Annotated in this window: 13 protein-coding genes and 1 tRNA gene; 7 read left to right on the top strand and 7 right to left on the bottom strand. The window is 39.9% G+C overall.

The genetic code is table 11. From position 1 onward, the window contains the following. The first annotated feature begins 183 nt into the window (after positions 1-183). From NST21_RS24920 to NST21_RS24910, 3 genes are read left to right on the top strand one after another with little or no spacing between them, the layout of a single operon-like run. Positions 184-894, top strand: coding sequence for an MBL fold metallo-hydrolase (locus NST21_RS24920; RefSeq protein WP_056523140.1), 711 nt, complete (start codon positions 184-186; stop codon positions 892-894). A gap of 20 nt (positions 895-914) precedes the next feature. Beyond that, on the top strand, positions 915-1,514 hold the full coding sequence (locus NST21_RS24915) for a TetR/AcrR family transcriptional regulator (protein ID WP_252433322.1): 600 nt from the start codon (positions 915-917) through the stop codon (positions 1,512-1,514). A 1-nt stretch (position 1,515) separates the two neighbouring features. Beyond that, positions 1,516-1,863 carry a YrdB family protein gene (locus NST21_RS24910; protein ID WP_340891913.1) on the top strand — a complete coding sequence of 116 codons (348 nt, stop codon included), beginning with the start codon at positions 1,516-1,518 and terminating at the stop codon, positions 1,861-1,863. 182 nt (positions 1,864-2,045) lie between these two features. Here NST21_RS24910 and NST21_RS24905 read toward each other — a convergent pair whose 3' ends face one another. The 4 genes from NST21_RS24905 to NST21_RS24890 form a co-directional block, all read right to left on the bottom strand. Further along, complete coding sequence (locus NST21_RS24905) at positions 2,046-3,266, bottom strand: PucR family transcriptional regulator (RefSeq protein ID WP_340891911.1); 1,221 nt, start codon at positions 3,264-3,266, stop codon at positions 2,046-2,048. A gap of 137 nt (positions 3,267-3,403) precedes the next feature. Beyond that, positions 3,404-4,873, bottom strand: a complete 1,470-nt coding sequence (gene putP, locus NST21_RS24900; RefSeq protein ID WP_340891909.1) for a sodium/proline symporter PutP — start codon at positions 4,871-4,873, stop codon at positions 3,404-3,406. A 169-nt stretch (positions 4,874-5,042) separates the two neighbouring features. Continuing rightward, positions 5,043-6,584 carry an L-glutamate gamma-semialdehyde dehydrogenase gene (pruA, locus tag NST21_RS24895; RefSeq protein WP_340891906.1) on the bottom strand — a complete coding sequence of 514 codons (1,542 nt, stop codon included), beginning with the start codon at positions 6,582-6,584 and terminating at the stop codon, positions 5,043-5,045. Positions 6,585-6,640: 56 nt separating this feature from the next. Continuing rightward, entirely contained in the window at positions 6,641-7,558 is a 918-nt protein-coding gene (locus tag NST21_RS24890) for a proline dehydrogenase family protein (RefSeq protein WP_340891904.1), read from the bottom strand. A 405-nt stretch (positions 7,559-7,963) separates the two neighbouring features. On the opposite strand from NST21_RS24890, the gene NST21_RS24885 reads away from it, so the two are divergent. Next, positions 7,964-8,128, top strand: coding sequence for a hypothetical protein (locus NST21_RS24885; protein WP_161804983.1), 165 nt, complete (start codon positions 7,964-7,966; stop codon positions 8,126-8,128). A 747-nt stretch (positions 8,129-8,875) separates the two neighbouring features. Further along, on the top strand, positions 8,876-9,280 hold the full coding sequence (locus tag NST21_RS24880) for a hypothetical protein (protein ID WP_340891901.1): 405 nt from the start codon (positions 8,876-8,878) through the stop codon (positions 9,278-9,280). An 85-nt stretch (positions 9,281-9,365) separates the two neighbouring features. Here NST21_RS24880 and NST21_RS24875 read toward each other — a convergent pair whose 3' ends face one another. Next, on the bottom strand, positions 9,366-9,596 hold the full coding sequence (locus NST21_RS24875) for a helix-turn-helix domain-containing protein (protein ID WP_053348838.1): 231 nt from the start codon (positions 9,594-9,596) through the stop codon (positions 9,366-9,368). A 448-nt stretch (positions 9,597-10,044) separates the two neighbouring features. Here NST21_RS24875 and NST21_RS24870 point away from each other — a divergent pair, with 448 nt between their 5' ends. Further along, the gene (locus NST21_RS24870) at positions 10,045-10,269 is read left to right on the top strand and encodes a hypothetical protein (protein ID WP_340891899.1); all 225 of its coding nucleotides are present in this window, start codon (positions 10,045-10,047) and stop codon (positions 10,267-10,269) included. 153 nt (positions 10,270-10,422) lie between these two features. On the opposite strand, the gene NST21_RS24865 is transcribed toward NST21_RS24870, so the two are convergent. Then, positions 10,423-10,495 (bottom strand) — tRNA-Ala (locus tag NST21_RS24865). 116 nt (positions 10,496-10,611) lie between these two features. Next, positions 10,612-11,319, bottom strand: coding sequence for an MgtC/SapB family protein (locus tag NST21_RS24860; RefSeq protein ID WP_053348841.1), 708 nt, complete (start codon positions 11,317-11,319; stop codon positions 10,612-10,614). Positions 11,320-11,463: 144 nt separating this feature from the next. On the opposite strand from NST21_RS24860, the gene NST21_RS24855 reads away from it, so the two are divergent. Next, positions 11,464-12,369: a DMT family transporter gene (locus NST21_RS24855; protein ID WP_340891897.1), complete on the top strand. Its 906-nt coding sequence runs from the start codon at positions 11,464-11,466 to the stop codon at positions 12,367-12,369. Positions 12,370-12,957 lie beyond the last annotated feature (588 nt).

Genomic DNA, 12,957 nt, shown 5'->3' with positions numbered 1-12,957 from the left:
AGAATGCTTGCAAATAGAACAATCACGCCTTCATAGATTCATCAAACTTATAAAGAACTACCTACGTGCAGAAATTGACTTGGCGATTAACTTTTAAATCTTTAAACATGGAATATTATTGAAAAACTAATCATATTAGTTATAATATTAATTATATTAGTTTTGGGGGGAGCTTGATTAAAGATGAAAATGACTAAGGTTGGTACAGTATATCAACTATCTTTTATGCCACGTGTATTTCCTGTGAACTGTTATTTTGTAGAAGAAGAGAATAGTCTTACACTAATAGATGCAGCCTTACCCTACAGCACAAAAAGTATAATAAATGCGGCGCGGATTATTGGAAAACCGATAACAAGATTAATAGTTACCCACGCACATGATGATCATGTTGGTGCACTAGACGGGCTTAAAGCGTTAATCCCTGATTTACAAGTGAGTATTTCTTTTAGGGATGCGTTATTACTGGCTGGTGATTCTACCCTCCTACAAAATGAAACAAACTCTCCAATCCGCGGAGGAGTCCCTAAAAATATTCAAACTCAACCAGACTTATTACTCAAAGAGGGCGACCGTATTGGTTCATTGGAAGTTATTTTTTCCCCAGGACATACCCCTGGTTCTATATCTCTTCTTGACACCCGGAATCATAGTTTAATTGTGGGGGATGCCTTACAAACTAGAGGTGGAACTGCGGTGTCTGGAATGATTAAACCTTTATTTCCGTTCCCGGCCTTTGCCACATGGAATAAACTCATCGCTCTTGAAAGTGCAAAGAAATTAAGAAGTTATAAACCGAGTTTACTTGCTGTAGGTCATGGGAAGATGCTAGAACACCCTGGGAACTCTATTGACAGAGCAATAGTTGAAGCAGAATTAAAACTTCAACCATGAAAATAGGAGGTTAAAATGAGATGTCTCAACGTATAAGGTTAGATTTGTCTATCATTTTACAAAAAGCTACAGAACTAGTTGATGAAAACGGCCTTGATCATCTTTCGTTAGGCAAGTTGGCTGAAGAATTACAAATACGCCCCCCTTCGTTATATAACCATTTAGACGGCCTAAATGGATTAAAACAGAAACTAGCAGTAAATGGAGTTAAAAAACTTTATGAATACATGCTTCAAGCAGCAGTGGGACGCTCCGGTGATGATGCAATCAGGGCACTCAGTGAGGCATATGTTGAATTTGCTAGAATTCATCCAGGACTTTATGATGCTACCACCCGTTTTCCAAATTCTGAAGACAAGGAGTTACAGCAAGCACAGCAATCAGTTGTAGAGCTTGTTGTCCAAGTACTACAAGCCTATAATTTGAAGGAAGAAATGGCGATTCACTTGGTGAGAGGATTAAGGAGCATTTTACATGGATTTACTTCAATTGAAAAAATGGGTGGGTTTGGGATGCCGATTGATATCGATAAGAGTTTTTCTATACTGCTAAATACTTATATTGAGGGAATCCACTCTATAGTTATAAATAAAGATAAATATGAGCTGGTGGAAGGTTAAAATGAGTTTTCTTTCTGTCTTGCAAATGGTAAACTTATCCGTTCGATTTTTATTAGAAATTTTTGCACTTGCTGTATACGGTTATTGGGGTTTCAAAGTAGGAAATACCAGCATCATGAAAGTTTTTTTTAGCATTGTTATCCCAATTGGTATAGCGATCTTTTGGGGGGCATTTGGTTCCCCTAAGGCCAGCATACAACTATCAGCACAACTTCATTTGCTACTGGAAGCATTGATTTTCTTGGTTCCAGCAGGATTACTTTTGTCCCTTAAAAACGTTAAATTAGCTTGGTTCTATGGATTTACCGTGATAGTAAATAGAATTTTCATGATGCTTTTGGACCAATAAGGTGTAGTTTAAACCTGACCAGCTGGACATCAAAATGGAGTGATGGATAAAAAGAAAAAACCCTTGCTACACAAGGGCTTTAAAGTATGAAGAATAGCGGGATAGAACCGTTGTTGTGTTACTTATTTTCTTAGCGGATTTAAAGGCTAGCTTGAAAGTCTGGCCTGCAAAAGAAGCATTTCCTATTTTTTCTGCTTTAATAGTTGTAAGTCGACGTATAGCTGTATCCGTGAATGAAAGTCATCAAAATCGATTGAAGTGAGATCGGCTATTTGGTTCATTCTGTATTTTAACGTGTTGGTATGAATGTATAGCTGTTCAGCTGTCGGTTTTATCCGGCAATTATTCAACAGAAATATTTCCATTGTTTGAAGGAGCTTTGTTTGGCTTTCCTGGTCCTTCTTTTGCAGAATCTGTAAATCCATATTGATATAATTCGTTTTACCATGATGATTGGAGATCATTTCGAGGTAACGGAATATCCCAAGTTTGCTATATTGAAAAGGAAGCTGTTCAGGTTTACCGATGAACTTGGCTGCATTGATCACTTCCAGGGCTTCTAGATAGGATTTTCTTAATTGAAGAATCGAAGAATACTCATTTCCGATTCCTGAGAACACCTTTTGGCCATTGAATTGGGAAAGAACCGTGTTCGTTAAATCAGTGGCGCTATCAGAAAGCAGGTCTTTACCTTTTCCATTGCTACCAATTAAGACGATGATCTTCAATTGGTTTGTGAATACATGGGTAAAATGATTCAATGCATTTGCGAATAGACTGACTGTATCCGTTAATTCATCGAAATGTTCCGCATCGGATTGAGCGATGGTAAAGATATTTACAAGGAAAGTTTCCGGAATAAGAAGACTCATATTGGCTGCTTCCCATTTTATTTGGTTTTCCGTTTGATAGACTTCGTCGATGACCTTTTGGTAAAACTCATTTTTTTCTTCATCTTTTTTCATGTTTATCTGTTTTTTCTGATAGAGGAGCTTGCCGATATGATGGGAAACCTCATGTAAAAATTCCAAATCGGAATCAGGCATCACTTCCGTCTCTTGGACCCAAATGAATCCGAAGACCTGCCCTTTGTGGACAGCGCTTACAACAACTCTTTGATTTAAACCGATTTCCTCGATTTGTTTCACTCTAAATGGATGCTCCACCGTTTTAAGCTGTTCGACAATGCCCTCATCCATGAATTTTTCCAAGATTGGAATCGGCCAATGCTTAGTGAAGATGGTTTGCTGATTGGCTTGGTCGAAGTGTTCGATATAATATGAACTATATGCCAGCAATAAAAATTGGTCATTTTCGATGACGACTGGTTTTTTTAAATAAGTGCTGACCATATCCGTTATATCGTTGATGTTTGTGAGAGTCAGGATTTTTTCTAATGACATATATGGCCCCCTGTTATTTTTTGAAGTATATGACAACTAAGTTTAATAATACTTTTAAACGGATGATGTGTATAGGGGCACAAAGAAGGAACGGTCTATGAAAAAAATTTCATAGACCGTTCCTTTTAGGTGATTTATTATTGTTTTAATGTTCTTTCGAATTCCTCGAATTGCTCTTCTACTTCTTTTGATGGTTTTTCTGTAAAAAGACTGACCACGATGATGGCAATCAAGCTTGCGCCAAAACCAGGGATCATTTCATAAAGCGTATCGGATAATCCTGCCATCGACCAGAAAATCACAGTCCCGGCACCAACGACCATTCCAGCTAAAGCACCCCATCTTGTCATGCGTTTCCAACAGAGACTGAGTAAGACAAGCGGACCGAATGATGAACCGAACCCAGCCCATGCATAACCGACAAGTGCAAGAATCGTGTCATTTTTCTCCCAAGAGAGAATAAGCGCGATGATTGATATGATTAGTACGGAAAGTCTGCCTAGGAAGACAAGCTCTTTATCTGAAGCCGAACGACGGAAGAAGGTTTTGTATATATCCTCCGTTAAAGAGCTGGCCGTAACCAACAGCTGCGAAGAAATCGTGCTCATGACGGCTGCCAGTATCGCTGAAATCAAGAAACCAGTAATGAATGGATGGAAAAGAATTTCCCCTAACTCTATGAAAATCGTTTCAGGATCAGCTAACTTGAGACCGTTCTGGGAATAATACGTTATTCCGATGAATCCAGTCAGCATGGCACCAACAGTTGAAAAGATCATCCAACTCATCCCGATAGTACGGGCTTTCTTTATTTCCTTAACAGAACTGATTGCCATAAAGCGGACAATGATATGGGGTTGTCCGAAATAACCTAGTCCCCATGCAAATAATGAGATGATTCCTAAAAAGCTCGTTCCAGTAAAAATATTCAATAAGGCCGGATCAATGGAACGTGGTGTATCTATGGAAGGGCCGAAGCCACCAACATGGAAAAGGGTGACGATCGGTACAAGAACCAGGGCGACGACCATGATGAGTCCTTGAACAAAGTCTGTCCAGCTTACTGCCAGGAATCCACCGAATAAAGTATAGGCAACGGTGACGCCTGTCAAGATCCATAGACCTGTATGGTAATCAAGGCCAAATGTACTTTGGAATAAGACTCCGCCGGACACCATTCCGGAAGAAACGTAAAAGGTAAAGAATATCAGGATAACCAAAGCTGAAATGAGCCTTAAGATCCGTGAACCTTCACCAAAACGATTTTCCAGGAAAGCAGGAATCGTAATGGAATTATTAGCGACTTCCGTATACGTTCTCAATCTCGGTGCAACATACAGCCAGTTTGCATAGGCACCAAGCGTCAGGCCGATTACGATCCAAATCGAGCTGAGTCCCGTTGCGAACATGGCGCCTGGCATACCCATTAGAAGCCAACCGCTCATATCGGCAGCACCGGCGCTTAATGCCGTTACAGCAGGGCCAAGACCCCGGTCGCCAAGCATGTAATCATTTAAATTAGAGGTTCTTTTGTAGGCGAAATATCCGATTAACAGCATGCCCGCCATATAAATGCTAATGGAAAGTATTAATGAGAAATCGATCATAGGAAGACTCCCTTCAGGATGAAAGTATATAATTTTTCGTTTGAAAAGAGGAAGCAACCTATTTGTCACTTCCTCCATTTTACTTCGTATTGGTTTTGTATCATCTAGTTGAAGATACATCACCAATTCGAGGGCATTTCCTCTTCAATTGCTTTTGATGAAATATTTATCAGAATGTTTCTGATGTTGTTTTGGCTTGCATATGAAGCTGCAAGTAGTCCGGTCCGCCTGCCTTGGAATCTGTTCCTGACATGTTGAACCCGCCGAATGGCTGATAGCCTACGATTGCACCCGTACAGCCGCGGTTGAAATACAAATTCCCTACATGGAATTCTTCACGTGCTTTTTCCATGTTCAGGCGATTTGTCGTAATGACAGCCCCAGTCAAACCGTATTCTGTGTTATTGGCAATTTCAAGAGCTTCGTTAAAGTCTTTCGCTTTTGAAAAAGCAACGACTGGTCCGAAGATTTCTTCTTGCATCAAACGGGCTTGCGGATTGACATCAGCGACGATGGTCGGCTGAACGAAGTATCCTTTTGAGCTATCTCCTTCTCCGCCAGTCAGAATGCGTCCTTCTTCTTTGCCGATTTCAATATAGCTCATGATTTTATCGAATGCCGCCTGATCGATAACTGGTCCCATGAAATGATTTTCTACAGGATTACCAACAGTAAGTTGTTTTGTTAATTCAACAGCGCGATCTAAAACTTGATCGTACACATCTTCTACGATGACAGCACGGGAGCAAGCAGAACATTTTTGTCCAGAGAAGCCAAATGCCGATTTCACGATCGATTGAGCGGCCAATTCAAGATCTGCCTCTTTGTCAACGACGATCGTATCTTTTCCGCCCATTTCAGCGATGACACGCTTCAGCCAAATTTGGCCTTCGTTCACTTCTGATGCACGTTTGTAAATGCGCAGACCTACATCGCGTGAACCTGTGAAGGAAATGAAACGTGTTTTAGGATGATCAACCAGGTAGTCGCCCACTTCGGCTCCGCTTCCTGGAACGAAATTCAACACACCTGATGGAAGGCCGGCTTCATGCATCACTTCAACGAATTTCGCAGCGACAATAGGAGTAGTTGAAGCTGGTTTTAATAGGATTGTGTTGCCAGTTACGATAGCAGCTACAGCTGTACCTGCCATAATCGCAAATGGGAAGTTCCAAGGAGAAATGATGATGCCGACCCCTAATGGAATGTAATCATAGCGGTTAAATTCTCCAGGACGGCTTTGAACAGGCACACCATCTTTAAGCGTCAGCATTTGACGGGCATAGAATTCAAGGAAGTCTATCGCTTCTGCTGTATCCGCATCGGCCTCATTCCAAGGTTTTCCTGCTTCTTTTGTCAATAACGCAGAGAACTCATGCTTGCGTCGACGAATGATGGCAGCAGCTTTGAACAAAACGTCAGCGCGGATTTCCGGTTTCACTTTTTTCCAGCTTTCAAAAGCTGTTGCAGCTTCCTGCATAGCTTTTTCAGCAAGATCCCTGTTCGCTTTCGATACTCGGCCGATGACCTCTTGTTTGTCTGCAGGGTTATATGAAACGATTTTCTCATCAGTCGTCACTTTCTCTGCCCCGATATAAAGAGGGTAGTCTTGTCCTAAGTAGCCTTCAACAGTTTGAAGAGCTTCCTGATAAGCTTTTTTGTTTTCCTCGTTTTTAAAATCAACAAATGGTTCATGTTTATATGAAATCATTGATAATCACACCTTTTCATAGATTTTTTGTAGCAATTAGATTTTTGAATGTATATTTAGCTTCTGACCATCCCTTTGAAGGCAAAGGCAATATTGGATGGCCTTTCTGCAAGCCTTCTCATGAAGTATCCATACCAATCGAGACCATATGGTACATAGACACGCATCTTGTAACCTTGCTTGACCAACTCGTATTGTGTTTTGTTTCTCATGCCATAAAGCATTTGAAATTCGAATTGTGTATTTGGAATGTTATGCTTTTTAGCCAGCGCTTTTGTATACTCGATGATTTGGTCATCATGTGAGGCAATGGCCGTATAATTACCGTTAAGAAGACTTTGTTCAATCAACTTTTTATAGTTTTCATCTACATCATTCTTTTCGGGAAAAGCCACCTCGGCAGATTCCTTGTAGGCACCCTTTACGAGACGCAGGAATGGCTTATACTGGGCAAGGTCTTCCAAATCTTTCTCTGTGCGGTATAAATAAGCTTGTAAAACCGTACTTATGCAGTTGTATTTTTCTTTGAACTGCCTAAATATATCGATTGTTGCCTGACAGCGAACTTCATCTTCCATGTCAATCGTGACCATGACATTGTGTTTTTCTGCTGTATCAAGAATTCTTGTCATGTTCTCGATGACCAGATTATGATCGATATCAAGACCCAGAGAAGTCATTTTGAGAGATACCTGTGAATCGAGTTTTTCTCTGCTGATCATTTCAATGGTTTCGATGCATTCTGCTGTCCTTTCCTGGGTCACTTCCTTAGAATCAACGAATTCCCCAAGATGGTCGACTGTAACCGACAAGCCACTATTATTAAGCTGTTTAATGAATTTAATGGAACTTTGGAAATCAGTTCCTCCAATGATCTTGCCAGCAGCAAAACTACCGCCGCTTTTCTTTGCAATATTATTAAGTAAGTTATTTTTAGATAAAAATAAGAAAAAGTCCCTTGTAATCGCTTCCATTTAAAAAAACACACCCCCTAAGAAGTTGTAATCACAAGATAATCTTATGGTTTTTCGACAATTTGCGCAATGTTCTAAAAATACAATAATTCTGTCTTTTGTTTGTCGGTTAGGGACAATGAAGGGGGAGGTACTCAATTTTCTCCTATCTTAATAGATAAAACGGAAGGTTTATAATTTATCTTATAAAGAAAAGCTAGAAGAAAAGTGCTTAGGAGAAAATAGCCCTGTGAAAGATGAAACCTTTGCGAATGCGTTTAAAAGTGGTAGCTCGACCATAATAATCCAATGCGATATAATGAACCTTACTATAGGTCCAACCGAGTACATCTTCTGTTACATGATCGGAAGTTAATGGCGTGGGCCGGAAAAATAAGTCCATCGGTAAGGCGGGGAGGATAAGGAATGGGTGCGGTATTTGAAGAACTTAGAGAAACATCTGGATTGATAATCGGCTTGATAATGGCTCTGGTAATAACAGGGTTTATTGGACTAGCCTTCACAAAAGCACATAAAGTCATTGTGTCACCTGTTGTTCGAAGGATAAAGAAAATGGTTAGTCGAAAATAGATGTGGCAGATTACATACCCCTTTGTCCCTAATCCATCAAGCCCCGCTTGAAGAAGGTGCAACCGTGTATGTCTATAATAGTAGGAAGTATGTGAATAAACTCAAAAAGAAGTCGCTATATATGAAGTGTCAACGCAATAGATACGGCGAAGAATAAGATTGACATGACTCTTTTCCTTTCACATATGTAATCAATAGATAACTTTAGCAAAAGAATCCCCCCACTTCTAATATAGAAGTGGGGGATTCTACATATTAGATTAATAAGTAATCATGATGTAGTAGAGATAATGGTTCTGAAGAACTAATATGTCAACTCACGCATTTGTCTCCACCGAATAATGCTGATTATTTTGTTCGAAGGCCTGGCGCTGTAGGGATGGAAGGTCATTCGTCATTTAAAATTCAGTAAATGAATTCGTCATTCTTAGGAACAAGAACAATTCTTTCAAATTAAGAAAATCATATTAGAATACGAATGCCCTTTATGCTGCTTACCGGTAAAAGCGCATTTTACTTTCTTCAAAACCATAAAGGTATATGCCGGTTTCGTGCCGACTTAAGGGGTATTTTACTTCGAACAATCTTTTTTTGAGGGTTTAAAGCCAACTGCCAAGCACGGACTCGCAATTCCCTGCTACTGCTGCTATAACCTGAAGATTAACATAATTTAACCTGGAGGGTTTATTCTACTCAATTTTGAGGCAGCTAAATGAAGTTGTTGATATGGGATTTTGAAAGGATACAATGAAACGGAAAATTAGCCTCGATATACTTGCGGGCGGGAACGATTTGAACTTAACGGGTAAGGAAATACCGGCGGGGATTTGCTCAGCCGTAATGATGGAGTCAGACAAGCGCGGCGAGGTAGTCATTCATATTCCTTACTTATCAAAGGATAAGTGGCGGATTGATGGTATCGAGTGGGAAGAGAGCGCTCGTCGTAGAGAAGGGAAAGCGGCAGGCGGCTCAATCCTCGGAACGGCTCTCATTGGACCAATCGGCACAATTGCTGGAGCTGTAGTCGGAGGACGTCTCCGTGATAACTCGAAAGCTTACGTTTACCTAATTAATCCTAAGACGAACGAAGAGGTCGGTTTGTATAGAAGGTGTACCAAAAAACAATACAAAGAAATATCTGCGTTCATGTAGCGTAGCAAAGCCACGACCTTAAGTGGAACCGTTCGTTTGGGTCGGGGCTTTTTTTGCGTTTAAACATCAAATAATCAGGGCAACCTTAAATATCAAAATATTCATCTGACTTTGCGCCAGCATCTATACTCCGGATCGCCTTCATAATTTTCTTTAATACTCCAGCTGAAGGCACATACTTAGGATCACTGCAAACTCTGCTAATCGTATTGCGTGAGATTCCAGACGCGCTTACAAACTCCTCTTGTGTATACCCGTGCTTATCTATTAATTTGCCGACCTTACTCCGACGCTTTCCCTTCCCGAATCTAAACATTTCGCGTACCTCCTAGTATTTATTGTACTAGCAGTCTCGTCCATCTTTCACAAAAATATACGCATAGTTTCGCAAATAATTGATATCAAGAAAAAACGGTAAGTGCTAATAACAGTTAACTGCCCTAGTATCCTTACTAGAGTAGTCTTTGCCAAATCGTAAGCGAAGTGATAAAGGATGAAAGTGTTTTGAAGAAGCGGAGCGGATGAAAACGGAAAGTGGATCACTAGGGGGAAACCCTCACGAAATACGAAGGGATATAAACTGATATTTATATTAGGAGCAAGCTGAGAAATGGTTGCATCAATAAGTTAACGGAGGATTATGGTTCGCCAGGTGTAGAGATAGCTTTAAGTGGAGATATGACGGTAGCTGTGGTGGAGTAGTTATTATATGGTTTTTAACGTCGGGCGCAGTTACTTCTCAACGAAGAAGAAATACTGTAACGATGGTAAAATGGTTTAATACTTCCTATCGTAGGAGTGTAGCTGAAACTACAGCAGAAACAAGATGGTATTCGGTTAAAAAGCATATTTTGACTTATTTCGGCAATATTTCAATGGATAAAATCACTACTCAGATGTTGGATGAGTTCTATAATGACAAACTGGATGAAGGACTGTCACCTAAATCGGTTAAGGAATTGCATCATCCGTTATCCAAAATGAAGTAGCCCTCCGGCTAGAGCAATCCTTCTTTCCGCATTTAACGGATCAAACACTTTAGTGGGCTAAAGGTGCACGCATTGTGCAATCTTGAAATGAATCGTCAGGTTTCTATAAGTGGAAAAAGAAAAAAACCCTTGATACACAAGGGTTTTCAAGTATGGAGCATAGCGGGATCGAACCGCTGACCTCTACGCTGCCAGCGTAGCGCTCTCCCAGCTGAGCTAATGCCCCGGGTTAGGGTACAATAATTATTTTATCGAAATTTCAGGAAAAGTCAATAATAAAATTGAGAAATTTGCAAAATAGTAAGAAAAAACCGTTTGAGGGTATCAAACGGTTTTTTTCGCTTAAGCATTCTCGATTTCTACCCGTGCAATTTCTTTAAGGTTGGAGACGGTGTAATAAACTTCTGAGGTTCTAACTTTATGATCGACCAAAACTTTAAGTGTTAAGAGGTGATGGTCTTCTGCAACATCTTTGATTCTTAGGTTTTTGATGAAAATCTTTTCGTCTTTGATTTTTTTGAGAACTAAAGCGATGTCATCTTTATCTTTTACCACTAGCTGCAGAAAGATTTCTTTTTGCCGTAATTTCATCGGGCCAAGCCAGGTGACGACTACGGGTACCAATTCGACACTGATGATTAATAGAATGACTCCGGCAATTGCTTCGAGAAAGAATCCAGCTCCGACAGCAATCCCAATTCCGGCTGCTCCCCAAATGATTGCAGCGGTGGTTAAACCGGAGATGCTGTTATTGTCACGGCGGAGAATAACGCCGGCCCCGATAAAGCCGACGCCAGAAACAATCTGTGCGGCAAGACGTAAGGGATCCATTGTGATATTTACATCGTCACTTCCGGGGAATTTATAAGCTGACTCCATGGAAACAATCGTTAATAAACAGCTGACGATGGAAATAACCAAGCTTGTTTTTAATCCAACGGGTTTTCGTTTCATTTCTCGCTCTAGCCCGATAATTAATCCAAGGAGAGCTGAGATCCCCAGCTTAATAAGTATTTGTAGTTCTGATTGAGGATCGAATGTCCATTCCATAATGTTCACCACTTCCGAAAGAGTATCGAGAATTATATGATTTGGTGCAATATACCCGTTTTTTCAAATAACTCACTCTAATAATTTTACCATAGTAAAATAGAGTACAATGATAGGTAATTCAACATGAAAAGAGGAAAAAGAGTGCAAATACCTAAAATAAATCCCTATTTTGCATTGGCGATAGGTGTGGCATCCGTTTCATTTTCGGCCATACTTGTTAAATTAGCATCTGCTCCATCAGGTGTTATTGCCTTTTATCGTTTATTATTTACTGTTCTGCTTATGTTGCCGGTTTTCATAATAAAATACCGCCATGAACTTAAATTCATTGAGAAAAAGGACTGGTTGTGTTCGATTGCGGCAGGTGTGTTCCTAGCTTTTCATTTTATATTATGGTTTGAATCGCTCAATTACACGTCGGTTGCGAGTTCAACTGTGCTTGTCACCCTTCAGCCGTTATTTGCGTTTGCAGGGGCTTACTTGTTTTTTAAAGAACGATTTTCAATGAAGGCAATATTAAGCGGGATCATCGCGATAGCCGGCAGTCTTGTCATCAGCTGGGGAGATTTTAGAATCAGCGGTATGGCGCTTTGGGGAGACATTCTTTCCCTTGTTGCTTGTGCGTTAGTAACTGGTTATTTACTATTTGGTCAAAATGTTAGAAAGCGTATCTCTTCTATAACATATACATTTGTCGTGTATGCAATTAGTGCATTTACATTGTTTTTATACGTTGTCCTTAAGGGAGAGCCACTGGGGCCATATCCTACTGTCGACTGGATTTATTTCGTTTTGCTTGCTATTTTCCCGACTCTATTAGGGCATTCATTATTCAACTGGTCATTGAAGTGGTTAAGTACTTCAACAATCTCTATGGGAATCTTACTGGAACCGATTGGAGCGACAATTCTAGCTTACTTCATTCTTGGTGAACCCATACTCTGGACGCAAATCCTAGGAGGTACCATCATATTGGCCGGCTTGATGATATTCCTAAAGGATGAACAGAAAAGTAAGGTGCAGAAAAAAGAAGCAGTCTCCATATAAAAGCAGTAAGTCGAACCCGACTTACTGCTTTTATTTAATAGGGATAAAACAAATAGGTAATCCGAGTAAAGATCAAGGCAAATGTAAAGCTAAACAAAAACGTTGTACCATTCACTTTCCCTTTTTCCCTACTGAACTTTATGGCTTCATAATAAGCAGTGCAAAATAAGTAAAGAGCCATGCTGTAAGAAATGAGTAGTGCGATTAATGATAGATTCATTGCTTCACCTCAAAGAAAGAAGATATCTTTATATGTCTATTTGGGTTTAAGGGGAAATATGCGAGTTAATTCAGCTGAAGCGGCGGACTGTGTTTAAGAGGTAGGGGGGCTTCTCGCATTCGAAAAAGAGTTATTCTAGAAAGGAATATATAGAAGGAGAATGAAAAAAACACTTTTTTTAAAAAAAGTTTTGAAAAACATATTGCAAACATTATTTGTACATGGTATATTATTTCTTGTCGCTAAGATAACAACTTAAACAGCTCAACAAGCTGTTGAAAACTTTTTAAAAAAAGTTGTTGACGAAACGTGACACAATGTGTTACATTATAGGAGTCGCTTCTGAGAGAAACGACAACAAATTGCTC

Origin of the sequence: Peribacillus sp. FSL K6-1552 (assembly GCF_038005205.1) — a bacterium.
Taxonomy (GTDB): domain Bacteria; phylum Bacillota; class Bacilli; order Bacillales; family DSM-1321; genus Peribacillus; species Peribacillus butanolivorans.
Note: the sequence above shows the minus strand (reverse complement) of the source record. Positions and strands in the feature narration are given on the sequence as shown.

Excerpts from the sequence above, each read along its gene's own strand:
- NST21_RS24860 (WP_053348841.1), bottom strand. The coding sequence starts at position 11,319 with ATGGAATGGACATTCGATCCTCAATCAGAACTACAAATACTTATTAAG.
- NST21_RS24875 (WP_053348838.1), bottom strand. The coding sequence starts at position 9,596 with ATGTTTAGATTCGGGAAGGGAAAGCGTCGGAGTAAGGTCGGCAAATTA.
- NST21_RS24915 (WP_252433322.1), top strand. The coding sequence starts at position 915 with ATGTCTCAACGTATAAGGTTAGATTTGTCTATCATTTTACAAAAAGCT.
- NST21_RS24870 (WP_340891899.1), top strand. The coding sequence starts at position 10,045 with ATGGTAAAATGGTTTAATACTTCCTATCGTAGGAGTGTAGCTGAAACT.
- NST21_RS24890 (WP_340891904.1), bottom strand. The coding sequence starts at position 7,558 with ATGGAAGCGATTACAAGGGACTTTTTCTTATTTTTATCTAAAAATAAC.
- NST21_RS24910 (WP_340891913.1), top strand. The coding sequence starts at position 1,516 with ATGAGTTTTCTTTCTGTCTTGCAAATGGTAAACTTATCCGTTCGATTT.
- NST21_RS24880 (WP_340891901.1), top strand. The coding sequence starts at position 8,876 with ATGAAACGGAAAATTAGCCTCGATATACTTGCGGGCGGGAACGATTTG.
- NST21_RS24920 (WP_056523140.1), top strand. The coding sequence starts at position 184 with ATGAAAATGACTAAGGTTGGTACAGTATATCAACTATCTTTTATGCCA.
- pruA (WP_340891906.1), bottom strand. The coding sequence starts at position 6,584 with ATGATTTCATATAAACATGAACCATTTGTTGATTTTAAAAACGAGGAA.
- putP (WP_340891909.1), bottom strand. The coding sequence starts at position 4,873 with ATGATCGATTTCTCATTAATACTTTCCATTAGCATTTATATGGCGGGC.
- NST21_RS24885 (WP_161804983.1), top strand. The coding sequence starts at position 7,964 with ATGGGTGCGGTATTTGAAGAACTTAGAGAAACATCTGGATTGATAATC.
- NST21_RS24905 (WP_340891911.1), bottom strand. The coding sequence starts at position 3,266 with ATGTCATTAGAAAAAATCCTGACTCTCACAAACATCAACGATATAACG.